At 69.1% G+C, this 21,438-nt stretch carries 21 protein-coding genes; 5 read left to right on the forward strand and 16 right to left on the reverse strand.

Annotated features, from left to right (window positions below; all coding sequences use genetic code 11):
- Positions 1-29 precede the first annotated feature (29 nt).
- From NNJEOMEG_RS01865 to NNJEOMEG_RS01880, 4 genes are read left to right on the forward strand one after another with little or no spacing between them, the layout of a single operon-like run.
- Positions 30-413 carry a chemotaxis response regulator CheY gene (locus NNJEOMEG_RS01865; protein WP_173080722.1) on the forward strand — a complete coding sequence of 128 codons (384 nt, stop codon included), beginning with the start codon at positions 30-32 and terminating at the stop codon, positions 411-413.
- Between the two features lie 51 nt (positions 414-464).
- Complete coding sequence (locus NNJEOMEG_RS01870) at positions 465-1,214, forward strand: flagellar basal body-associated FliL family protein (protein ID WP_173080724.1); 750 nt, start codon at positions 465-467, stop codon at positions 1,212-1,214.
- Complete coding sequence (locus NNJEOMEG_RS01875) at positions 1,214-1,543, forward strand: hypothetical protein (RefSeq protein WP_173080726.1); 330 nt, start codon at positions 1,214-1,216, stop codon at positions 1,541-1,543. The genes NNJEOMEG_RS01870 and NNJEOMEG_RS01875 overlap by 1 nt, the downstream gene beginning before the upstream one ends.
- 2 nt (positions 1,544-1,545) lie before the next feature.
- Entirely contained in the window at positions 1,546-1,965 is a 420-nt protein-coding gene (locus NNJEOMEG_RS01880) for a hypothetical protein (protein WP_173080728.1), read from the forward strand.
- Positions 1,966-2,085: 120 nt separating this feature from the next.
- Here NNJEOMEG_RS01880 and NNJEOMEG_RS01885 read toward each other — a convergent pair whose 3' ends face one another.
- Genes NNJEOMEG_RS01885 through NNJEOMEG_RS01895 form a run of 3 tightly spaced genes read right to left on the reverse strand, consistent with a single transcriptional unit; the run spans position 2,086 to position 8,942 of the window.
- A complete protein-coding gene (locus NNJEOMEG_RS01885; RefSeq protein WP_173080730.1) occupies positions 2,086-5,052 on the reverse strand; it encodes a CHAT domain-containing tetratricopeptide repeat protein in 2,967 nt (988 codons plus the stop codon).
- Between the two features lie 60 nt (positions 5,053-5,112).
- Complete coding sequence (locus NNJEOMEG_RS01890) at positions 5,113-5,646, reverse strand: DUF1318 domain-containing protein (protein ID WP_173080732.1); 534 nt, start codon at positions 5,644-5,646, stop codon at positions 5,113-5,115.
- 2 nt (positions 5,647-5,648) lie between these two features.
- Positions 5,649-8,942 (reverse strand): hypothetical protein, encoded by a 3,294-nt coding sequence (locus tag NNJEOMEG_RS01895; RefSeq protein WP_173080734.1) that lies wholly within the window; start codon positions 8,940-8,942, stop codon positions 5,649-5,651.
- Between the two features lie 140 nt (positions 8,943-9,082).
- Between NNJEOMEG_RS01895 and NNJEOMEG_RS01900 the strand changes: the two genes are divergently transcribed.
- Positions 9,083-9,556: a FadR/GntR family transcriptional regulator gene (locus tag NNJEOMEG_RS01900; RefSeq protein ID WP_173080736.1), complete on the forward strand. Its 474-nt coding sequence runs from the start codon at positions 9,083-9,085 to the stop codon at positions 9,554-9,556.
- A gap of 95 nt (positions 9,557-9,651) precedes the next feature.
- On the opposite strand, the gene NNJEOMEG_RS01905 is transcribed toward NNJEOMEG_RS01900, so the two are convergent.
- From NNJEOMEG_RS01905 to NNJEOMEG_RS01965, 13 genes are read right to left on the reverse strand one after another with little or no spacing between them, the layout of a single operon-like run.
- Positions 9,652-11,079 carry an NADH-quinone oxidoreductase subunit N gene (locus NNJEOMEG_RS01905; protein WP_173080738.1) on the reverse strand — a complete coding sequence of 476 codons (1,428 nt, stop codon included), beginning with the start codon at positions 11,077-11,079 and terminating at the stop codon, positions 9,652-9,654.
- Positions 11,076-12,665, reverse strand: a complete 1,590-nt coding sequence (locus NNJEOMEG_RS01910) for a complex I subunit 4 family protein (protein ID WP_173080740.1) — start codon at positions 12,663-12,665, stop codon at positions 11,076-11,078. The genes NNJEOMEG_RS01905 and NNJEOMEG_RS01910 overlap by 4 nt, the downstream gene beginning before the upstream one ends.
- Before the next feature lie 17 nt (positions 12,666-12,682).
- Positions 12,683-14,476 (reverse strand): Na(+)/H(+) antiporter subunit D, encoded by a 1,794-nt coding sequence (locus tag NNJEOMEG_RS01915; protein ID WP_173080742.1) that lies wholly within the window; start codon positions 14,474-14,476, stop codon positions 12,683-12,685.
- Entirely contained in the window at positions 14,466-14,705 is a 240-nt protein-coding gene (locus NNJEOMEG_RS01920; protein WP_173080744.1) for a hypothetical protein, read from the reverse strand. Before NNJEOMEG_RS01920 ends, NNJEOMEG_RS01915 begins: the two co-directional genes overlap by 11 nt.
- 1 nt (position 14,706) lies before the next feature.
- Positions 14,707-16,191: a monovalent cation/H+ antiporter subunit D family protein gene (locus NNJEOMEG_RS01925; RefSeq protein ID WP_173080746.1), complete on the reverse strand. Its 1,485-nt coding sequence runs from the start codon at positions 16,189-16,191 to the stop codon at positions 14,707-14,709.
- Positions 16,192-16,193: 2 nt separating this feature from the next.
- Complete coding sequence (nuoK, locus tag NNJEOMEG_RS01930; RefSeq protein ID WP_173080748.1) at positions 16,194-16,502, reverse strand: NADH-quinone oxidoreductase subunit NuoK; 309 nt, start codon at positions 16,500-16,502, stop codon at positions 16,194-16,196.
- Complete coding sequence (locus NNJEOMEG_RS01935) at positions 16,499-17,011, reverse strand: NADH-quinone oxidoreductase subunit J family protein (RefSeq protein ID WP_173080750.1); 513 nt, start codon at positions 17,009-17,011, stop codon at positions 16,499-16,501. The genes nuoK and NNJEOMEG_RS01935 overlap by 4 nt, the downstream gene beginning before the upstream one ends.
- Positions 17,008-17,571: a 4Fe-4S binding protein gene (locus NNJEOMEG_RS01940; protein WP_173080752.1), complete on the reverse strand. Its 564-nt coding sequence runs from the start codon at positions 17,569-17,571 to the stop codon at positions 17,008-17,010. The genes NNJEOMEG_RS01935 and NNJEOMEG_RS01940 overlap by 4 nt, the downstream gene beginning before the upstream one ends.
- 1 nt (position 17,572) lies before the next feature.
- Positions 17,573-18,556 (reverse strand): NADH-quinone oxidoreductase subunit NuoH, encoded by a 984-nt coding sequence (gene nuoH / locus NNJEOMEG_RS01945; RefSeq protein WP_173080754.1) that lies wholly within the window; start codon positions 18,554-18,556, stop codon positions 17,573-17,575.
- On the reverse strand, positions 18,553-19,728 hold the full coding sequence (locus NNJEOMEG_RS01950) for an NADH-quinone oxidoreductase subunit D (RefSeq protein ID WP_173080756.1): 1,176 nt from the start codon (positions 19,726-19,728) through the stop codon (positions 18,553-18,555). The genes nuoH and NNJEOMEG_RS01950 overlap by 4 nt, the downstream gene beginning before the upstream one ends.
- Positions 19,725-20,279, reverse strand: coding sequence for an NADH-quinone oxidoreductase subunit C (locus NNJEOMEG_RS01955; protein WP_173080758.1), 555 nt, complete (start codon positions 20,277-20,279; stop codon positions 19,725-19,727). Before NNJEOMEG_RS01955 ends, NNJEOMEG_RS01950 begins: the two co-directional genes overlap by 4 nt.
- Positions 20,280-20,282: 3 nt before the next feature.
- Entirely contained in the window at positions 20,283-20,810 is a 528-nt protein-coding gene (locus NNJEOMEG_RS01960) for an NADH-quinone oxidoreductase subunit B (RefSeq protein WP_173080760.1), read from the reverse strand.
- Positions 20,789-21,166, reverse strand: a complete 378-nt coding sequence (locus NNJEOMEG_RS01965) for an NADH-quinone oxidoreductase subunit A (RefSeq protein ID WP_173080761.1) — start codon at positions 21,164-21,166, stop codon at positions 20,789-20,791. The genes NNJEOMEG_RS01960 and NNJEOMEG_RS01965 overlap by 22 nt, the downstream gene beginning before the upstream one ends.
- Positions 21,167-21,438 lie beyond the last annotated feature (272 nt).

Consider the following 21,438-nt stretch of genomic DNA (forward strand, 5'->3'; position numbering starts at 1 on the left):
AGCACAGGTAAAGCGTAAAGGAGACCATCATGGCCGTGAACAAGGACATGCGCGTGCTCGTCGTGGACGACTTCTCCACCATGCGACGCATCATCAAGAACATCCTGCGGCAGCTCGGCTTCACCAACATCATCGAAGCCGACGACGGCACCACGGCCTGGGAGACCCTCAACAAGGACAGGATCGACTTCGTCATCTCCGACTGGAACATGCCCAAGATGCCCGGCATCGAACTGCTGCGCAAGGTGCGCTCCAGCGAGGAATTCGCCGCCATGCCCTTCCTGATGGTCACGGCCGAGGCCCAGCAGGAGAACATCATCGAGGCCGTCCAGGCCAAGGTGTCCAACTACATCGTCAAGCCGTTCACGGCCGAGACGCTCAGCCAGAAGATCGAAAAGATCTTCGAAAAATAAACGCGGGCGGGGCCAGCCCCGCCCCGTTCACCTTCACCGGTCCTCCAGGCCATGGTCCCTGCCCCTCCCCCAGACGATCCAGGTGCGACCGGTCCCCGTTCGCAGGCCTTCGTCGCGGAAGACTCCGAACAGACCAAGGCCAAGCTCGACGACGCCGAACTCTCCACCACCGGCTCCCCGCGCGCCCTGCAGAAGGTGGAGTTGGACCTGGACGACGCCCCCTTTCTCGAAGAGGAAGAGGAACTTCCACCGCCGCCCGAGGAACTCCCCAAAGCCCCCGCGCCGCAACCGCTCGGCGATGTCCCCGTCAAACTGCCCCTGTGGAAAAACAAAAAGGTGATCCTGGGCGCGGCGGCGCTCCTCCTGATTCTCATCGGCTTCTGCGGCTGGTGGTTCTTCCTGCGCGCCGACGAGCCGCCGCCTCCTCCTCCGCCGCCGCCTCCCGTCGTGGAGCCCCCGAAACCGGTGGAACCGCCGCCGCCACCGCCGCCTGCGGACATCTTCGTGCCCATGGCCCCCTTCCTGGTCGAAAAATCCGACGAGAAAGGCGCCACCAAGATCCTTTCGCTGAAGGTGAAACTGGTCTACAAAGAAGACCCGCGTCTCGCACAGGAAATCCAGGCAAAAACCTTCTCCCTGCGAGACGGCCTCTACTACAACCTCAAGAATAAATCTTTCGCCCTGCTGACCGATAAGGATTCCGTGGAACAACTCCGCGACGAACTGCGAGGGGTGGTGAACAACTACCTCAACACCGGACAGATCGATCAGATCCTTTTCGAAGAACTGCTGGTGAAGTAATGAGCGACATCAACATCGTCACCACCGTGGCCCAACTGCCCAATCTCCAGGGATTGGCCGGGGCCCAGCTGGCCCATCCCGAGGCGCAGCAGGTCTTCGCCGCGCAGATGACCCAGCAGATGCTCAAGGACCAGCACGACCAGGTGCAGAAAGTCGACAAGCAGGAAGGAAGCGACGCCGTCGACGAAGACAAGGAAGGACGCCAGGAAGCCAGACGACAGGCTTCAGGCCGCAGGAACGCGCCCCACCACCAACCCGAGCCGGAGCCCGAGGCCCAGCCCGCCTCCTCCTCCCCCTGGCTCGGCCATCTCATCAACAGGAAGGTCTAGCCTTGTCGCTCCAGGAATGGCTTCTCTTGTCGCTCACCGGCAGCGAACTGGTGCTGCTCATCCTCATCGTGGGCTTCTTTTCCCGGCTGCGCCGCTCCGAAGACATGCTCCAGTCCCTTCAGGCCAACCAGGCAGAACTCATGAGCAAACTCCAGAAGAGCGCCCTGCTCGAACAGGAGCTCCTGGAATCCTTCGAACAGCGCCAACGCGAACTCGTGCGGCTGGAAGACAAACTCGCCGTGCGCGAACGCGAACTCTCCAAACTCCTGCGCATGGCCGAGGAAGTCAGCCGCTCCCCGGATTTCCTGCGCCAGACCGTCCTGGCTGGCCTGAAGAAAGGCCAGACCACCCGCGAACTCGCCAAACTCACCGGCCTCTCCCAAGACGAAGTGGAACTCATCGCCTCCCAGAACCGGCGCTGACCAGCACGACCCGACCCACACCACGCAACCACGCGACTGTCGGGGGAGGAGCCTCCTGCGGCCAGAGCCCCGCCCTGGAGGGGCGGGCAGGGGGAATCCCCGCCCGTCCTGCCGGTCGTGTCAGGGTTCGCCCAGATAAACGAAGGCTCCCCAGTAGTACGGGTTGTCGGATCCGTGCCGTTCGCGCACGATTGTCCGCTGTTCCTGCATGGCCTGGCGCAGGGCCTGTGGCCGGGTCATCTTGCCGGTGGCGAGGTTGCGGTAGAAGGCGGCCATGAGTTCGCCGGTTTCGCGGTCGGGGACGCTCCAGAGGCTCATGACGAGGCCTTGCGCTCCGGCCTGGAGCAGGGCGCGGCGCAGTCCGAAGACGCCTTCGCCGTTTTTCACGTCGCCCAGTCCGGTTTCGCAGGCGGAAAGCACCACGAGTTCCGTGCCGTTGAGGTTGAGGCTCAGGAGTTTTTCCGCGGTGACCACTCCTTCGCTGCCGCCCTGTTTGATGGCGCTGTTGGCGCCCGCCAGGAGCACGCCGGAGCGCAGGAGCGGGTTTTCGCTTTCGGGGCCTGCCGCGCGCGTGGGCAGGATGCCGGAGCGTTGGCCTTCGGCCTCGCCGCCCTCCAGGAAGAAGCCGTGGGTGGCCAGGTGGAGCACGCGCGGCCTCTTGAGCGTGAGAAGCGCCTCTTCCAGGGCGCTGGCGCCCAGGAACACCTGGGCATCCGCCAGTTGTCCCTTGATGGCCCGGACTTCCGTGGCCGTGCCCGGCAGCCTGCGGAAGCTCTGGCCGCGCAGCGCCCGGGAGACGTTGCCTCCGCGCGTGGGCTCGTAGCCCATGCTTTTGGCCTGGACGGCGAGTTCCTTCAAGCCCAGGTTGAAGTCCGGGTCGCCGAAAAGGGCGGGCTTGCCTGTCCCGGCGGCGGCGTTGGAGAGGCCCTGGGCGTCGAAGGCCAGCATGTCGCGCCCTGCGGAGAGATAGGAGAAGGAGAATTCTTCCAGGAGGGGTTTGCCGCCCTGCGGGGTGAGGATCTCGAAGGGGAAGAGGTTCAGCGCGCCGTCCGGCGAGAGGAACACCTGGCGGGCCTGGGCCAGGGAGGCGCGCAGGGGTTTGAAGACCAGATCGTGAAGGGCCGTGGTGTAGCGCTGGGTCTCCTGTTCGGCGGGTTTCCCGGAGTTGGCCGCGTCGCGCACGCTCTTCACGAATCCCGCGGCGGCCTCGTCGATGGGCTGGGCCGGTCCCAGGTCCACCATGGACGGCGTGGCGTTGCCCGAGGCGAGCACGAAAGCAAGATAGCGATCAGGCTGATTGGCGCGTTTGGCGAAGTCGTAGCCCCGGAAGCGGCTGAACTCCACCAGGGCCGAGCCCTTGGGCAGGGCCTGGGCCAGTGTGGCGGTGGAGACTTCGGCGGCGCGCTTCTGTTTGGCGAAGCCGCGGCTCAGGGAGGCCAGCTTGTTTTCAAGTTCGGCCTTGCGGGCTTCCAGGCGGGCGATTTCCTTCTGCGCGCCCTCGCCTCCGCCTGCGGCCATGCTCAGGGAGGCCAGGCGGGAGCGTACCGAGGAGAGTTCTTCGTACTGTTTGCGCACCTCGGGGGTCGCGTCCACCACCAAGGCTTCCTGGAACTGCTTCTGGGCCTCCAGCACCGCGCCCTTGCGGCGCAGCCAGAGATTCATGGCCTCGGAGCGGACGTTGCCGTCCTGGCGCAGGTGATCCAGCGCCAGCGAGAGGAAGGCGTCCACGCGGTAGCGGTTGCCCTGGAGGTAGGTGAGCTTGTTCTGATCGGTGGCGAAGCCCATCACTCGGTCGATGAGGGCGTCGTCGGCCTCCTGGCCCTCGCGGAGGGCTTCCAGGGCAGGTTTCCAGGCTTTGCGGTCGGCCTCGAGGAGACCGCGCATGTAGCAGGTGTCGGAATAGTATTCGCTGGTCTTGCCCAGAGCGGCAGCGCTGATGGCCTTTGCGCGCTCCAGGAGCTTGAGGCCATCCTGAACGCGTCCGGCCATGTAAAACAGCCCCGCCTGGTTGTTGAGAAGCTGCGCCAGCGTGGGATGGTTGGGGCCCAGGGTGCGCTCCACGATGCCCACGGCCTGTCCCATGAGTTCCGTGGCCTTGGCGATGTCTCCCGTGGCGAAGTGGTCCACGGCCATGTTGTTCAGCCGCAGGGCCATGTCGGGGTGCTCCGCGCCCTGGGTCTTGAGGGTGGACTCCATGGCCTGGGTGGAGAATTTGAGGGCCTCGGCCTGGCGTCCGGTATTCTGGTAGACGAAGGAGAGGTTGTTGCGCAGCGAGGCGATATGGGGATGGTCCGGCGGCAGGTTCTTCTCGAGCACGCCCATGGCCTTGAGGCTGTATTCCTCGGAGCGCTGGTAGTCCTTGAGCTTGGCGTAGAGCACGGCCAGGTTGCCGTAGGAGATGGCGGTGTTGATGTTGCCCGGCCCCCAGAGCTTTTCGCGGGTGGCCTTGGCCATCTCCAACTGGTCGCGGGCGCAGGCCAGATCCTCCATGCCCATGCAGACCTGGGACATCGCGGTGCGCACGGCGGCAACGATCTCCGAGCCGGCGCCGTCCGTTTTGATGAGAATGGCCAGGGCGCGCTCGGCCTCGCCCTTGGCCTCGGCGAAGCGCCCCTGGTCGGCGTGGATGGTGGCCAGGTTGGCCAGGCATTTGGCAAGGGTCTGATCGTTGGGGCCGCCAACCTTTTCGGCCTGCGGGACCAGTTCCTTGAACAGGGCCTCGGCCTTGGCGAAATCGCCTTTATGATAGGGGATTTCCGCCACCATGTAGCGCACGAAGAGCACGTTCTTGCCGTTCTCCCCCTCCTTGCGAAGGAAGATGCCCAGGGCCTTGTCGAGGGTCAGCCGCGCCTTCTCGTATTCGCCCAGGCGACGGTACGTCTCGCCCAGGATCACGGCGTCGTAGCCCACCAGGGTGGAATCCGGGCCGTAGGACGCCTCGTGCTCGGCCAGGGCCTTTTCGGCCAGGGGCAGGGCCTCCTGGGGTTTCTCGTCGCGCAGGAGGGTGAAGGTCTTGTAGGTGGAGCAGCCGCATGACAACAGCACGGCGCACACGGCCAGGGACGCCAGGAAGCGGACGCCGGACATGGCGGGACCCTCCTCGCATTCTGTTGGCGGGCCGGTACGCAGGCCCCGGAAACGCGAACGCTACTTCTTGGACCAGCTGCCGTCCTCGGCCTGCACCCACCAGCCGGGGCGGGCGTTGTCGCGCCAGGCCTTGGCGTAGATGGTGCCGATGCGCGGCACGTCGGCCTTGCGGACCTTGAGGTCGGCGGCCAGGGCTTCGTAGAGGGCCTTGCGGTCGGCGTTGTCGTCGCCCACGAGGGCCTTGGTCAGGTCGGCCTGCTTGGCGCAGGATTCGGCGCCGGGGCGCAGGGAGAGGTAGCCGTCGCTGCCGATGCCCACGCAGCCCTCGTCGTACAACGGTTTGAGGCTGGCCTGCCGGCCCAGGATGGCCTCCATGGTGGACTTCACCGCGGGGTTGGGCACGGAGTCGATGCGCAGGGTCTGGCCCGGGCCGCGCGTGGCCACCATGTTACGCGTGGCGAAGGCGTCGGCCACCAGCAGGTCGGCGCTCTGGGCCACCTCGCTGGCCGGGAAGTTGACGTTCACCGTGGCGCACGCTCCGGCCAGCGCCGCCAGGAGGACCATAGCCAGGTACGTCTTTCGGGCCGCGATCATGATCATTCCCTCGCTTTGGGTACGTTGCCTTCAGGTCCGGCGGCCTTGCCCGGCGGAGCGGGCGGATGGGGCAGCTCGAACCTCACCTTCGTCTCAATCCTCTTATTAATGATATTCAGGATACGGGCAAGCAGGTCCGCAAAGGGAATGGCATTTTCCGCGTTGCCGATCACCACGTCCACGCCCGTGAAGCCGGACCGCCGCAGGACATACTCCACGCCGTTCTCGTGGTGCAGGCCGCGCACGGTGCACCACTTGCCCTTGAGCCCCACCATGAGACCGAGCTTGCGGTAGCCGAAATCCCCGAAGAGCTTGAGGGCCGTCCGGGCCGCGAAGCCCGGGTCCACGGCGCGCCCGGCCGAGACCTCCGTGAGGGAGTTCACGGCCCCCAGGCTGATGCGCTGTTCCACACCCGGCGTCTCCACGGTCTCCACGCGCAGCGTGAAGGACAGTGGCAGGAAACCCGCCACGCGAAACTCCGAGAGTGTGACGTTGACGCGCCCCGTGACGCGCCCGCCCCCGGTCATGGCGCTCAGGCGCTCCAGGTCCGCGCCCAGGAGCCCGGCGTGCAGGCGCACCTGGCGGTCTTTTTCCAGGGGCTTGGCCACCATGACGCCCTTGACCACGGCCCGCCCCCCGAAGGCCTCGGCGGCGAGCTCCCCGTCCAGGGTGAGCATCTCCCGCGTGAGGGTCACTTTGGGCCAGTGCCCGGAGAGGGGGGCGTCCACGCGGCCCCTGGTGAGCCCCTTGAGCGGCACGTCGCGCAGCGTGGCGGAGGCGCTGGCCGCGAAGCCCTGCCCGAAGGGGTCGCGCACCTCGGGATGTTCGATCTCCAGCACGCCGCCCAGCACCCCCAGGGAGAGGCGCGGTGAACGCTCGTCCCAGAGGCGCAGCAGGCCCTTTTCCAGGACCACCGGGATGCGCAGGTCCTTGGCCGTCACGCCCTGGGGCACCTCCAGCGAAGCCAGGTCCACCGCGCCCGCGCCCGTAAGGTCCGCCGGGGCGAAACCGCCGTTCAAGCGGAACTTCAACTCCGCGCGCCCGGCGAGCCGGGGCAGAGCCGTGCCCGGAGGCGCGGCCAGCATCGCGGCCTGGGCGATGTCCGCCACCTCCGCGCGGGCTTCCAGGGAGGGGGTCCAACCCGACCGCGCGCGAGCCAGAGCGCCCCGGACGCGCAGGATGAGCATTTTGGCCAGGGAGGCCCGGGCGTCCAGACCGATGCGGCCCCCGTCCTGCTCGATCGACGCCTCGCCCTGAAGGCGCAAGGGCAGGCGCGCCAGATCGACGCGGCGTCCCTGCCCCTCCAGGAGACCGGACCCGGCGTCGGCGGAAAGATCGACGCGCGGCGTCGCGCCCGGGTGCAGCCTCACCTGAAAGCTCGCGCCGACTCCCCGCGCCTTGGCGTCGCCCGGCAGGTCCAGGGCGAGGCTCCTGAGCGCCCCTGTCACGTCCAGGGTTTGGGAGTCCGCTTCCTGCTTCGCCTCCAGGCGGCAGACGCCCGCAGGCTTCAAAGCCTGGACCGACCGGGGCGTCAGGCGCGCAAGCCCTGGCAGGGAGACCTCGGCCCGGGCGGACTCCAGGCGGACCCACTCCAGGACGGCAGGAACGGGCGCGCCGCGCTCCGACGGCTCGCGGCCGGGCGCTTTCGAGCCCTGCGCCTCGTGGTCCGGCGATTTCCGGACCGGCGACTTCCTGTCCCGCGTTTCCTGGCCCGGCGCTTTCCGGACCGGGACGGGCCTGCCCAGGCCCAGCACGGCTTCTGCCTCGCCAACGCCCGCCAGGCGCCCGCGCAGGTTCAGACGCCCGGAGGGCAGGCCGTCCGACAGATCGAACAGGCCCTCACCCCCGGCCTCCAGGGCGGGCAGAACCATGTCGTGGACCGCCGTCCCGGCCGGGACCGACACCGACAGGCGCTCCAGGCGCAGCGCCCGGGGCAGGTCGAGGCCTCGTGCGCCAGCTCCTGGTTCGCCCGCGAGCGTCGCCTGGACCCGCGCTTCCGGCAGGCGCAGGCCCGGGCGGTCCAGCGCGCCCAGGACGGATACCGAGGCGGCAAGCCCGGACTCCGTACGGGAGGCCTCCGCGCTCACCACGCCCGAGACGCCCAGGGAAGGACACGACACCGCCAGCCCGGGCATCCGGGCCGTGCCGGAGAGCCCGGCCAGCCCCTCGCGATCAGGGTCCATGGCGGCCCGCAGCTCCACGGGGCCGGAGAGGGAGAGGTCGGCGGGCCAGCCGGGCGCGAAGGCCGCCGCCAGGGGCGTCAGCAGGGCCGCGTCCGCCACGCTGGCGCGCAGGGCGACTTGCGGTCGGCCGCCCTCCCCTGCCGTGAGGCTGCCCGAGGCGTCCAGGAGCCCCGGCACGGCCAGGGAATCCACCTCCAGGGCCGCACGCCCGCCCGAAAAGCTCCCCGAGGCCTTGAGCCGGGCAGTGAGGCCCCCGGGCAGCGCGGCAAGGGCCCGGGCCGCGACCTCGGGAACGTCTCGGGGGGCGTCCTCCACGGCCAGCGCGGGCACGTCCAGCACCAGTCCCGTGACCCGTACCGCGTCTTCCGCCACGTCCGCTTCGCCCGAGGCCGCGAGCGACGCCCGCAGCCATGCGGCGGAGGCCTCGCCACGCTCCAGGCGGAAGGCGGCGCGCAGGGAGCGCGCGTCGAGGTCGAAATTCCCGTCCAGTGCGATGTCGCTTTCGGCCCGGACGGTATCCGGCGCTTTGAGGCCCGTCCGGATCATCGCGCCGCATCGACTCGTCAGGGAGAACGCCCCCGTGGAGGCGGCGTCCAGGCTGAGCCCTGAGGCCCAGGCCTCGCCCTGCGGCAGGGCGAGGCGCATCGCGCCGTCGGAGACCAGCACGCGCAGGCTGCCAAGGGCCATGGGCGGCTGGGGCGGGCGCTCCCGGGGCCCCTCGGAGGCCTTGCGCCCCGTGAGCGTCACGGACACGCGCGGGGACTCCACGCGCACAAGCCAGTGGCTGCCGCCCGGGGCGTCGCGGCGCTCGAAGACGCAACGCGCGGCCCGGATGTCCACCTCCATGTCGGGAAAGGAGCGGCGCAGGCGCACCTGGTGGAGTTCCGCGCGGGGCGGGTCCACGGAGAGCACGGTGTCGTCGGCGGAGGCCTCCACGCCCAACGCGGCCAGGGAGGCGTTGAGCGCCTGGGTGCGCGACGGAGCGTGGGCCAGGAAGGCGCCGAGCGCCAGCACGGCCAGCACGGCCAGCACGGCCGCTGCGGCCAGCGTGCGCCCGGCGCGTCCGCGCCTTGCAGGCCTCGCCGCCTCGCCGTCGCCTGATGCTGCACGCATGCCCGATCCCCCGCGCTGAGGATGGATGAACCTCATGCATTCTACCATGCGCCGCTGGCTGCGTAAACTGCGGCGGCTTGCGCGCCGGGCGCGCCTGGGCCATGATGGGACGCCCGGCACGCTCCGGGCAAGGAGTGCCCATGCTCGACGACGCCCACCACGCGCGCTTCATGGAAATGCAGGTCGCCCGAAGGCCCGGGCGCATCCGCGACGTCATGGAATTCCGGCTGCTCCTGGAGCCCGAGGTGGCCGCCCTGGCCGCCCGTCGGCGCACGCCGGAAGATTTGGAGCGGCTGCGCCGCGTTCTGGAGGAGCAGGATCGCTGCGCCGACGCCGATTTCGCCGGGCTGGACGCGCGCTTCCACATGGCCCTGGCGCGCTGCACCGGCAACGAGGTTGTCTGGGAGACGGCCGCCATGCTGCGCGATCTCGTTTCCGAGAGCCGTGCGGCCCCGCTCATCACCGAAGCCCGTCGCGCGGGCTCCCTCCACGACCACCGGCTCATCCTGGAGGCCCTGGAACAGGGCGACCCCCGGGCCTGCCGCGAGGCCATGCGCGAACACCTGCTGCACACCGGCGAAGAGGCCGGACAGGCGGCCGCCCGCAAGGGCTGAGCACGAAAAAAGCGGGACCGGCCCAAGGCCGATCCCGCGTCCGGTTGTCCGTCCTTTCCTCCCCGCGCCCTGGCGAGGCGCGGCAAGGGCGCGCGTCAGGGCGTCGCCAGGCGCGCGGCCGCCAGGGCCATGTCGAAGAGCGGCGCGGGATAGAGCCCCGCCGCCAGGAGCAGCGCCGCCAGGGAACCGCCAAGCCAGGCGCGGGGCCTGGAGAGCAGCGCCGGTTCGGGCGCTCCGGCCGGAACCTCGGCGGGCTCGGCCGTGTAGGCGTGGCGCACCATGTTCAGATAGTAGTAGATGGCCACGGCCGTGTTGAGCACGGCCACGATCACCAGCCAGTCGTGCCCCCTGCCCCACAGCGAACCCAGCAGGAAGAACTTGCCCGTGAACCCGGCCGTGGGCGGCAGGCCCACCAGGGAGAAGGCCGCCACCAGCAGCACGAAGGCCGAACCCGGCGAGCGTTTGGAGAGTCCGTCCAGGCTCTCCAGGGTGGGGTTCTCGCCCGCGAAGTCCAGGCGGCAGATCACGAAGAAGGCCGCCAGGTTCATGAGCAGGTAGCAGGCGGCGTAGAACGTGGCCGAGGCCAACCCCTCGGGGCCGCCCGCCACGAGGCCCATCACGGCGAAGCCCGCGTGGGAGACGCTCGAATAGCCCAGCATGCGCTTCAGGTCCCGCTGCACCAGGGCCGAGAGGTTCCCGGCGGTCATGGAGAGCGCGGCCAGCACCGCCAGGGTGGAGGCCAGCTGCCCGTTCATGCCGATCTCGCCCACCAGGCGCACCAGCACCGCCACGGCCCCCAGCTTGGGCAGGGTGGAGACGAAGGCCGCCGTCTCGTTGCCCACGCCCTGGTACACGTCCGGGCACCAGAAGTGGAACGGGAACAACGCCAGCTTGAAGAGGAATCCGCACAGGTAGAGCGAGAGCCCCAGCACCGCCAGGGGGGCCTGGGCCACGCTCCAGGGCTTGGTGGCCAGCTCCGCCAGATACGTGGTGTGCTGGGCGGCCATGACGAGCGAGAGCCCGTAGAGCGCCAGCGCCGTGACCATGGCCCCGTAGAGGATGTACTTCACGCCCGCCTCCGCCGCCGCGCGGCTGCCCGCGCGCAGCGGGGCCACGGCGTAGAGGCTCAGGGACGCCAGTTCCAGCGACAGGTACATGGTGGTCAGTTCGGCGGACGAGGCCAAGAGCATCAGGCCCAGGGCCGAGACGGCCAGCAGCATGAAGTAGTCCGGCCGCTTGTCTTCCTCCACCGAGGCCGGGCGCGGCCCCATGGCCGTCACCACCGCGAAGCCCAGGGCCACGGCCAGCTTGAAATACTGCGAGAGGGCGTCCACCACGTAGACCCCGGAGAAGAGGTTGCCGCGCGCGCCAAGCGCCAGGAGCGCCAGCAGGGCCACGCCCCCGGCCATCCAGACCATGGCCCCGCGCAAAGGCTTGAGCGCCTGATAGCCCAGGGTTTCCAGGAAGAAGGCCAGGGCCAGGAGGGCCATGCCGATCTCGGGAGCCAGGAGACAGGCGTTCATCGCGTCACCTCCACGTACTGGGCCAGGGCCCGCGGCGGGGCGTGCCCGAGGGTTGCGCCTTCAGCCGGGACCATGGCCGAAGCGGGGAGGACGGGCCTGCGCGTCTGCGCGTCCACGCGGACCTGCTGCCCGTGCACGCCCGCCAGCAGACGCTCCAGGGCGGGCTCGATGGTGCGGATGGCCAGCCCGGGCGCGAAGCCCAGATAGAGCACCAGGGCGGCCAGGGGGGCCAGCGCCGACCATTCGCGGCGGTTCAGATCCGCCCAGTTCCTGGCCGTGGAGGGAGCGCCCCAGGCCATGGAGCGCGTGGCGCGCAGCATGTAGGCCGCCGCCAGCATGGCCCCGGGGATGGAGAGGAACGCGGCCCAGAGGTTGGCCGAGAAGGCCCCCGTGAGCACCAGCAGTTCGCCCACGAAGCTGTTGGTGCCGGGGAAGGCCAGCGAGGACAGGGCGAAGAGCCCCCAGAGCCCCATGAATCCGGGCAGGTACTTGCCCATGCCCAGGTGGTCGGCCATCTCGCGGCTGTGGCTGCGCTCGTAGACGGCCCCGAGCATCATGAAGAGCCCGCCCGTGGTGATGCCGTGGTTGAGCATCTGCATGAGCGCCCCGGCCAGCCCCTTGGTGTTGAAGAGGAAGATGCCCAGGGTGACGAAGCCCATGTGCCCCACAGAGGAGTAGGCCACCATGCGCTTGAGGTCCGTCTGGCCCAGGGCCGTGTAGCCGCCGTAGAGGATGGAGGCCACCGAGAGCGCGATCATGAGCGGCGCGAAGTAGACGCTGGCCTCCGGGGTGAGCCCCAGGCAGAAGCGCATGAAGCCGTAGGTGCCCATTTTGAGCAGCACCGCCGCCAGGATCACGCTGCCCGCGCTGGGGGCCTGCACGTGGGCCGCCGGCAGCCACGTGTGGAACGGGAACATGGGCACCTTGATGGCGAAGGCCAGGGCCATGGCCAGGAAGGCCCAGCGCTGGAAGCTCTCGGAGAAGCGCAGGCCCAGGAGCTCCGGGATGGCGAAACTGCCGCCCGAGGCCCGGAAGGCGATGATCGCCACCAGGAGCAGCGTGGAGCCCGCCAGGGTGTACAGGAAGAACTTGAGCGAGGCGTAACGCCGGTCCGGACCGCCCCACACCGCGATGAGCAGGAACATGGGCACCAGCATGGCTTCCCAGAACACGTAGAAGAGCACCAGGTCCAGGGCCGAGAACACGCCCACGCAGGCCGCGGTCATCACCAGGAGGCAGATGTGGAACTCTTTGATCCTCTTGGAGATGTAGGTCCAAGAGCAGAGCACGCACAACGGCAGCAGGAGCACCGAGAGCATCACCATGAAGAGCGAGAGGCCGTCGAGCCCCAGGTAGAAGCTCATGCCCCACTGGGGGACCCATTCGTGGCGCTCCACGAACTGGAAGCCCGGCAGCGAGGGGTCGAAGGCGTAGAGCGGGATGGAGAGCAGTAGCTCGGCCAACCCGGCCGCCAGGGTGACGCGCCGGACGGTCAGGTCGCTCTTCACCGGCAGGAGCGCGCCCACGGCCGCCAGGGGCAGGAGCATCAGGCACGTCAGGAGGGGGAATCCGCTGGAACCGGTCATGCGTTCTCCTTACACTCTTACAGGAACCACACCAGGGCGAACACCAGCACGGCGATGGCCAGGGAGGCCCCAAGATAGGTCTGGAGCCTGCCCGTCTGGGCCGATGCGGCCAGACGCCCGGCCCCGGCCGTGGCGTAGGCCGCGCCGTCCACCACGGTGTCGATGCCCTTGCGGTCGAAGATCGCGGCCGCGTCGGCCTGGGCCATCACGCCGCGCAGGCCCACGGTGCGGTAGACCTCGCTCCACACGCCGTCCACCGCCGCCAGGGGCGTGGAGACGGCCCGGTAGAAGGCGCGGCCCACCAGGGCGTAGAGGCGCTCGAAATCCGCCAGCCTGCCGGGAAGCGGCGCCCAGAACCTGCGGGTGAGCGCCAGGGCCAGTCCGCCGAAGGCCGTGAGCGACAGGGCCTGGAAGACGCTCCAGCCCGAGTAGGGATGGAAGTCCACGGGGTTGGGCAGGATGGCGTACACCGCGCCGGGGAACGCGCCGATGCCCAGGCACAGGAGCGCGGCGGCGGCCATGGCCAGTTTGCGGTTGGCCGCCACGGGGGCGACGGGCTCGGGGGCCTGCCCCTGCCCGAAGAACACCAGCCAGGGCAAGCGGATGCCCACGGCCAGGATGGCCGCCAGCGCGCCAAGTTCCAGGGCCAGACCCAAGGGCTGGGAATACTCGAAGGCCGCCGTGATGGTCATGGACTTGGTGGTGAAGCCCGAAAAGAGCGGAAGGCCCGATGTGCTGGCCGCCGCCGCCAGGTAGCAGACCAGCACGAAGGGCATCTTCGCGGCCAGCCCGCCCAGGCGGTCCATGCGCATGGTGCCGCAGGCCGTGAGCACCGCCCCGGCGGCCATGAACATGAGCCCCTTGTACACCACGTGGGCCACGGCGTGGGCGCAGGCCCCGTTGATGGCCATGGCGCTGCCCACGCCCACCCCCGCCACCATGAAGCCCACCTGGGCGATGGTCTGGTAGGCCAGGGAGCGGCGCACGTCGTTCTCCACCAGGGCGTAGAGTCCGGCGTAGAGGGTCATGGCCGCTCCCAGGGGCGCAAGGGCGTCCAGGCCCGCGAAGCCCCGGGCCAGCACGTAGACGGCGGTTTTGGTGGTGAAGGCGCAGAGGTACACCGCGCCCATGGCCGAGGCCTCGGGGTAGGCGTCGGAGAGCCAGGCGTGCAGGGGCACCACGGCGGCGTTCACCGCGAAGCCGCCCAGGATGAGCCAGTCGTAGTAGGCCAGCTCGCTCCCGGAGCCCAGATGCCCGAAGGCGAAGCTCCCGGTGGCCTTGGCCCGCAGGATCAGCCCGAAGAGCAGGAGCACGCCGCCGAAGATGTGGAAGAGGAAGTAGCGGTAGCCCGCCGCGATGGCCGCGTCCGTGCGCCGAAGCCAGATGAGCAGCGTGGAGCCCAGGGTGGTCACTTCCCAGAAGATGAAGAGCGTGATGAAGTCGCCCGCGAACAGGCAGCCAAGGGCCCCGCCCACGTGGAGCGCGGCCGCCGCCGGTTCCGCCGGGGTCTTGGAGTCCATGGCGTACACCGCGCCCACCAGGGACTGCACCGCGAAGACCCAGGCGAACACCAGGCAGAGCTTGTCCACGCGGCCGAGCGAGAGGGCCGTGCCCATCCACTCGAAGCGAGAGAGTTCCAAGGCGTGGCCGTTCAGGGCCAGGGTCAGCGAGGCGGCCGTGAGCACCGCCAGGGCGGGCGGCAGGAGCGTGAGCGCCCGCCAGCCCGGCACGCGCGACAGAAACGGCAGCGCCATGGCCAGCAGGATGAAGGCCCAGGCCGGATTGACGAAGAACACCTGATCAGCCGTCATGTCCGTCCTCCTCCCAGCGGGTCAGGGGCCGCAGGGCCAGGCCCCCGGCCAGGGCGAGCGCCGTCCCGCCCAGGAGCCCGAACAGGGGCCAGAAGCCGTAGAGTGACTCGGCCGCGAAGTGCGGGTGGTGCGGGTGCACGAAGAGCCCGGCCACCACCAGGACGCCCAGCACGGCCCCGAGGGCCGCCCAGCGGCGGGTGAGACGTGCGGTTCTGTTGTCGCTGGCCATTCTAATAGCCTCCGAAGACCTGCGCGAAGCGCAGGAAGGTGTCGGGGAACACGCCCAGGTAGAGCGAGATGAGGGCCGTGGCGGAGAGGGGGATCACCATGGTCAGGGGGGCCTCGCCGTGGTGATGGTGCTCCGACCCCTCGGGCGCGGGCTTGAAGAAGGCCCGGTAGATGATGGGCGTGAAGTAGGCGGCGTTGAGCACCGTGGACGCGCCCAATGCGATGAGGATCACCAGCTTGTCGGCCTGGAGCGCGCCCCCGGCCAGGAGCCACTTGGTGGCGAAGCCGCAGGAGGGCGGCACGCCGATCATGGAGAGGCTCGCGATGGCGAAGGCCGCGAAGGTGAAGGGCATCTGGCGTCCCAGGCCGTCCATGAGGCTGATCTTCTTCAGGTGTGCGGCCACGTAGATGGCCCCGGCGGCGAAGAAGAGCGTGATCTTGGAGAAGGCGTGGTGCGCGATGTGGGCCAGCCCCCCCTGCACCGCCATGGGCGTGAGCAGGGCCACGCCCAGGATCACGTAGGAGAGCTGGCTCACGGTGGAATAGGCCAGCCGGGCCTTGAGGTCGTCCTTGTTGAGGGCGATCACCGAGGCGGCCACCAGGGTGAAGGCCGCCAGGTAGGCCGTGGCCATGCCCATGCCCAGGGAGTTCATGGTCTCCACGCCGAAGCCCGAGAGGATCACGCGGGCCAGGGAGAACACGCCCGCCTTGACCACCGCCACCGCGTGCAGCAGGGCCGAGACCGGCGTGGGGGCCACCATGGCCCCGGGCAGCCAGTTGTGCAGGGGCATGATGGCGGCCTTGGCCAGCCCGAAGAGGTAGAGGAAGTAGGTGACGCGCACGAGCGTGGGGTCGGCGTCGGGCGGGAAGATGCCGTGCACGGCGTCGGAGAGGTTGAAGTCGAGCGTTCCGGCCAGCACGTAGGTGAGCGTCATGGCGGGCAGCAGGAAGAGCTTGGAGGAGCCCATGAGGTACACCATGTACTTGCGCGCGCCCGCGAAGCCCTCCTCGTCCTGGTGGTGGGCCACCAGGGGGTAGGTGAAGACGGTGATGAGCTCGTAGAAGAGGTAGAGCGTGAACACGTTGGCCGAGAAGGCCACGCCCAGGGCCCCGAAGATGGCCACGGCGAAGCAGAAGAAGTAGCGCGTCTGGGCGTGCTCGTTCAGCGAACGCATGTAGCCGATGTTGTAGCTGGTGGCGAACATCCAGAGGAAGCAGGCCACCAGCGCGAAGATCAGCGCCAGGCCGTCGGCGCAGAAGCTCACCGTCACGCCCGGCAGGAGCGTGAAGAGCGTGAACTTGAGCACCTTGCCCGAGAGCACCGCCGGAGCGAGCCACAGCGTGGAGGCGAAGGCCAGGAATCCTGCGACGAAGCTCGCGCCCTCGCGCCGGTTGGGGTTCGCGCCCAGCTTCCACACGGCCAGGGGGGCCAGGAACGTGATGGCCAGGGGCAGGAGCATCCTGGGGCTTTCGATGGTTTCCAGCATGGCTACCCCTTGAGCTCGGAGACTGCGTCGGCCGACGCGCTCCCGAAACGGCCCCGGACCACGTAGACGATGGCCAGCACCAGGGTTGATTCGGCGGCCGCGAGACCCATCACGAAGAGCGTGGTGGACTGGGCCAGGGCGTCGGGCATGGGCGTGAGCTGGCCGGCCGCCACCACCGCCAGTCCCGCGCCGTTGAGCATCAGCTCCACGCTGATGAGCATGCCCACCAGGCTGCGGCGCGCCAGGAGCCCGAAGATTCCCACGCCCAGGAGCCCGAAGGCCACCAGTTGATAGAGCGAAAGCGCGTTCACGCCCCTTTCCTCCTTTCGAAGGCCAGGAGCACCGCCCCGGCCATGGCCGCGAAGAGCACCACCGAGATCACCTCGAAGCCCAGCAGGTACTGCCCCAGGAAGGTCTCGCCCAGTTGCGCGGGGGAAACCTCCGCCGCCGTGCCCACCAGGGCCGGGCCGTGCTTGAGGCAGGCCGCCGCCAGAAGCCCCGCCACCGCCAGCCCAACGGCCCCGGAGCGCAGGAGCCTGCCCCGGTCGCCCGGGCGGGCCTCCTCGGCCTCGGCCTGGGCGCGCGTGAGCATGATGGCGAAGAAGATGAGCACCACCACGGCTCCCACGTAGATGAGGATCTGCATGAGCGCCACGAACGGCGCGGCGATGAGCACGTAGAGCGCCGCCACCCCCATGAGCGAGATGGTCAGGCCCAGCAGCGCCCGCACCAGGCTCTCGGCCGTGACGGCCCACACCGCGCCCCCCAGCGTGATGAGCGCGTAGAGGGCGAACGACGCGTTGACGACGAACTCTTTCACGGCTTGCCCCCTTCTCTGCCCGACTGCCTGCGCAGCCTGGCCATGAGGTCCAGCTCGAAGGTTTCCCGGGCTTCCCCGGCGAAGTAGACGTTGGAGGAGAAGCGGATGGACCCCGCCGGGCAGTTCTGCACGCACAGGCCGCAGAGGCTGCACGTGTGGTAGGTGAGGTGGTAGCCCAGGAGCTTGCGCGCCACCGGGGCCTGGCTGGGCGGCGCGGCCCGGAACTTGGGCGTGGGCATGAGCAGGTCGCTCATGGTGTGCGCCACGGAGGGCGGGGCCTCGGCCGGAGGCGGGTCCTCGGCCTCCACGCGGATGCAGCGCGAGGGGCACAGCTCCATGCACAGGCCGCAGCCCACGCAGCGGGCCAGGGCCGGATCGTCGTCGGTCCCCACCAGTTCGATGTGCCCCCGGAAGGTGGCCAGCGCATCGCGCGGCACCTCCTGACGGGGATAGTGGACGGTCTCCTGGGGCCGCAGGAAGTTGGTCCCCGTGACCTTGAGGCCCACCACCATGCTCTTCAGGCCCGAAAGGGCCTCCGAGAACGCGGCTACCAGTCCCATCTTACGCGCCCCCCCACAGTTTGACGCAAAAGGCCGTGAGCACCAGGTTCACCAGGGCCAGGGGCATGAGCCAACGCCAGTTGAGGTTGAGAAGCTGGTCGAAGCGCACGCGGGGATACGTCCAGCGCATGAAGATGATGAGCGTCACCAGGGCGTACATCTTGGCCAGGAACCACCACGGCCCCGGGGCCCACGGCCCGGCCGCGCCGCCCAGGAAGAGCACCGTGGCCACGCAGCTCACCACGAGCATGTTGGCGTATTCGGCCAGGAAGATGATGCCGTTGCCCATGCCGGAGTATTCGGTGTGCACGCCCGCCGTGAGTTCGGACTCGGCCTCCGCCAGGTCGAAGGGGGCGCGGTTGGTCTCGGCCACGGCGCAGACGAAGTAGATGAAGAAGGCCAGGGGCTGCACGAAAACGTTCCACTGCCAGGGCCAGGCGCCCTGGTGGGCGGCCACCTCGCGCAGGTCCAGGCTGCCGGTGAGCATGGCCACGGCCAGCACGGAGAGGAGCAGCGGGATCTCGTAGGCCACGGCCTGGGCCACCGCGCGCGCCGCGCCCAGGAGCGACCACTTGTTGTTGGAGGCCCACCCGGCCAGGCAAAGGGCCAGCACGTTGAAGCCCGCGAAGGAGAGGATGAGCACCAGCCCCAGGTCCGTGCCCAGGCCCCAGAGGTTTTCGCTGAAGGGCATAGCGATGAACATGAGCGGCACGGGCATGAAGGCCATGAGGGGGGCCGTCCAGAAGAGCAGCGCGTCGGCCCCCCTGGGGGTGGCCAGTTGTTTGCCCACCAGCTTGCCCGCGTCGGCCAGGGCCTGGAGCAGGCCGTGGGGGCCGACCTCGAAGGGGCCGGGGCGGCGCTGCACGTGGCCCGCCACCTTGCGCTCCACGTAGAGCAGGGCCATGCCGTTGGCGGCCACGAAGCCCATGATGGCCACCAGGGCCAGCACCAGCCGGACGAATTCGGGTGCGAAGAAGTCGCTCATCGGTCGATCTCCGGGATGACGAGGTCCAGGCTGCCCAGGATGGCCACGGCGTCGGAGAGGAGCGTCCCCCTGGCCAGTTCGGGGAAGAGGCTCAGGTTGGAGAAGCTGGGGGAGCGCAGCTTCACGCGGTAGGGGATCTCGGAGCCGTCGCTGGCCAGATAGACGCCGATCTTGCCGCGCGCGCCCTCCACGGCGAAGTAGCTCTCGCCCGCGGGGGGCTTCCACTTGCCGCGCGGGGCGTCGGGGTGCAGGTGGTGGCCTTCGGGCAGGCCGTCCAGGGCCTGGCGGATGATGGCCAGGGAAGCCTCGATCTCGTCCATGCGCACCAGGTAGCGGGCCATGGAGTCGCCCTCCTCGCGCGTGGGCACGGGGAAGTCGAAGAGGGGGTAGGCCCCGTAGGGCTCGGCGCGGCGCACGTCGTAGGCCACGCCGGAGCCGCGCAGCACGGGGCCGGTGGCCCCGTAGCGCCGGGCCATCATCCTGTCGATGACGCCCACATCCTCCAGGCGTCCGCGCAGGATCACGTTGCCGCTCACCAGCTGGCGGTACATCTCCAGGCGCTCGGGCATGCGGTCCAGGAAGGCGTAGGCGTCGCGGACGAAGCCGGGCGTCACGTCGGCGCAGAACCCGCCGAAACGGAAGGCGGCGTAGGTGAGACGCGACCCCGTGATCTCCTGGAGCATGTCCATGACGATCTCGCGGTCCTCGAAGGCGTACATGATGGGCGTCACGGCCCCCAGGTCCAGGAGGTAGGCCCCCCACCAGAGCAGGTGGGAGTTGATGCGGTTCAATTCCGTGACGATCACCCGGATGAACTCGGCGCGCGCTGGCACCTCGATCCCTGCCAGGCGCTCCACGGCCCCTGCCCAGGCCCAGTTCCAGGCCAGGGCGTGGAGGTAGTCCACGCGGCCCATGTTGGGGAAGAACTGCACGTAGGCGCGGTTCTGGGCCATGGCCTCGTGCATGCGGTGGATGTAGCCCAGCACCGGCTCGGAGCGCACGATGTACTCGCCGTCCATCTCCAGGAGCACGCGCAGCACGCCGTGGGTGGAGGGGTGCTGGGGGCCCATGTTCAGGATGAGGGTGTCGTCGCGCGCCTCCAGGGCGAAGTGGCGGGCGTAGAAGTCGCCCTCCAGGCCCTGGCAGGGATCGGCGGCGGGGATGCGGGTCATGACCGGCCCTCCTCGTGGCCGTCTGGGCGTGCGGCCTGTTCTTCCTCTTCGGGGCCGCACACGGCCATGAGCTCCTCGGCCAGGGCGTGGCCCCTGGCGGAGCCGATCCATTCGCCGTGGGGCCAGAGCTGGTTGATGGACATGCGCGCCACCGGGGCCTTCACCAGGGGCGGCGGGTCCAGGCGCTCGGCCAGGAGCAGGGGCGTGTCGTTGGCCGCGCCCTCGAAGCGTATGCCGAAGAAGTCGGCGGTTTCGCGCTCGTGCCAGGAGGCCCCGGGGTAGATGCCCTCGATGGAGGGGCAGACGGGCGCGTCGTGGGGCAGCAGCACGCGCAGCACCACGCGTCCCGGGCGGGTCCAGTGGGCGAAGTGGTAGAGCACGGCCATGCCCTCGGCCACGTCGAGGCCGCAGACGTCCTCCAGGAACCAGTCCTGGCAGAGCAGGCGTTCGGCCACGCGGCGCAGGTCGCCGGGCTCGATGACCAGGGCGGCCTCGCGTCCGCTCTGGCCCGGCGGCAGGGACAGGCCGAGGCGTGCGGTGAGTTCAGGCATGGATCACTCCTCCACCAGGGCCGGAACGGGCCAGAAGCGTTTGCCGGTCAGCTTGGCCTGCAGCCGGAAGATGCCCTCCATGAGGGCCTCGGGCCGGGGCGGGCAGCCGGGCACGTAGACGTCCACGGGAATGAGATTGTCCACGCCCTCCACCACGCCGTACTGCCCCGGGTACTTGAAGGGGCCGCCGGAGATGGCGCAGTTGCCCATGGCCAGCACGAACTTGGGGGCGGGCATCTGCTCGTAGAGGGTGACGAGCGCCGGGGCCATCTTGCGGGTGACCGTGCCCGCCACGATCATCAGGTCGCTCTGGCGGGGCGAGGGGCGAAACACCTCCGCGCCGAAGCGGGAGAGGTCGAAGCGGGGCATGGTCACGGCCATCATTTCGATGGCGCAGCAGGCCAGGCCGAAGGTCATGGGCCACAGGGACATGGCCCGGCAGAGGTCGAAGACCTGCCCCGGCAGCTTGAAGTCCAGCCTGGGAGGCAGAACCTCGTCGGAGCGCGGCGTTATCGGATGCGCCTGGGCCATGAGAACACCCCTTTTTTCTGGAAGTAGGCCATGGCGAGCCCCAGCACGGCCACGAAGGCCAGCACGGCCACGAAGGGCTCCCAGCCCGGGCTCTGGGGATAGCGCGCCGCCACCGGGAAGAGGTAGAGCACGTCCACGTCGAAGGAGAGGAAGATGAGGGCGTAGAGGGCGTAGTTGATGCCGAACCGCGTCCAGGCCTGACCGCGCGGGATCATGCCGCACTCGTAGGGTTCGGCGAAGGCCCCGCCCCGGGTGCGCGGGGCCAGGAGCCACGACGCGCCCAAAGGCCCCGCCGCGAAGGCGACGCCCGCCGCGAGACAGAGAAAGACCGCCACGTTGAGCCAGCTGAAGACCATTGTTCACCTGCCAGCCGAAATTGTGCGAAACCTTACCAAGCCGTAACCAGCGTATGTCTGAACCGGCGATATTTGTCCAGAAAAAACAGTATTGTGTGCGTTTTTTCCCAATATGGAACCGCTTCGGTTGAGTATGCGCACCGCCAGAAACGCGTTTTCAATAGGCACTATCTATTGCTTTACAACAATCGATCGATGCCACCGCTTTCCCGTCCATGGGACAGGACGCCGCGCGTGGATGTCCGAAGACGCTCGGACGCCGCCCGAAGAGG

Source organism: Fundidesulfovibrio magnetotacticus (genome assembly GCF_013019105.1).
Classification (GTDB): domain Bacteria; phylum Desulfobacterota; class Desulfovibrionia; order Desulfovibrionales; family Desulfovibrionaceae; genus Fundidesulfovibrio; species Fundidesulfovibrio magnetotacticus.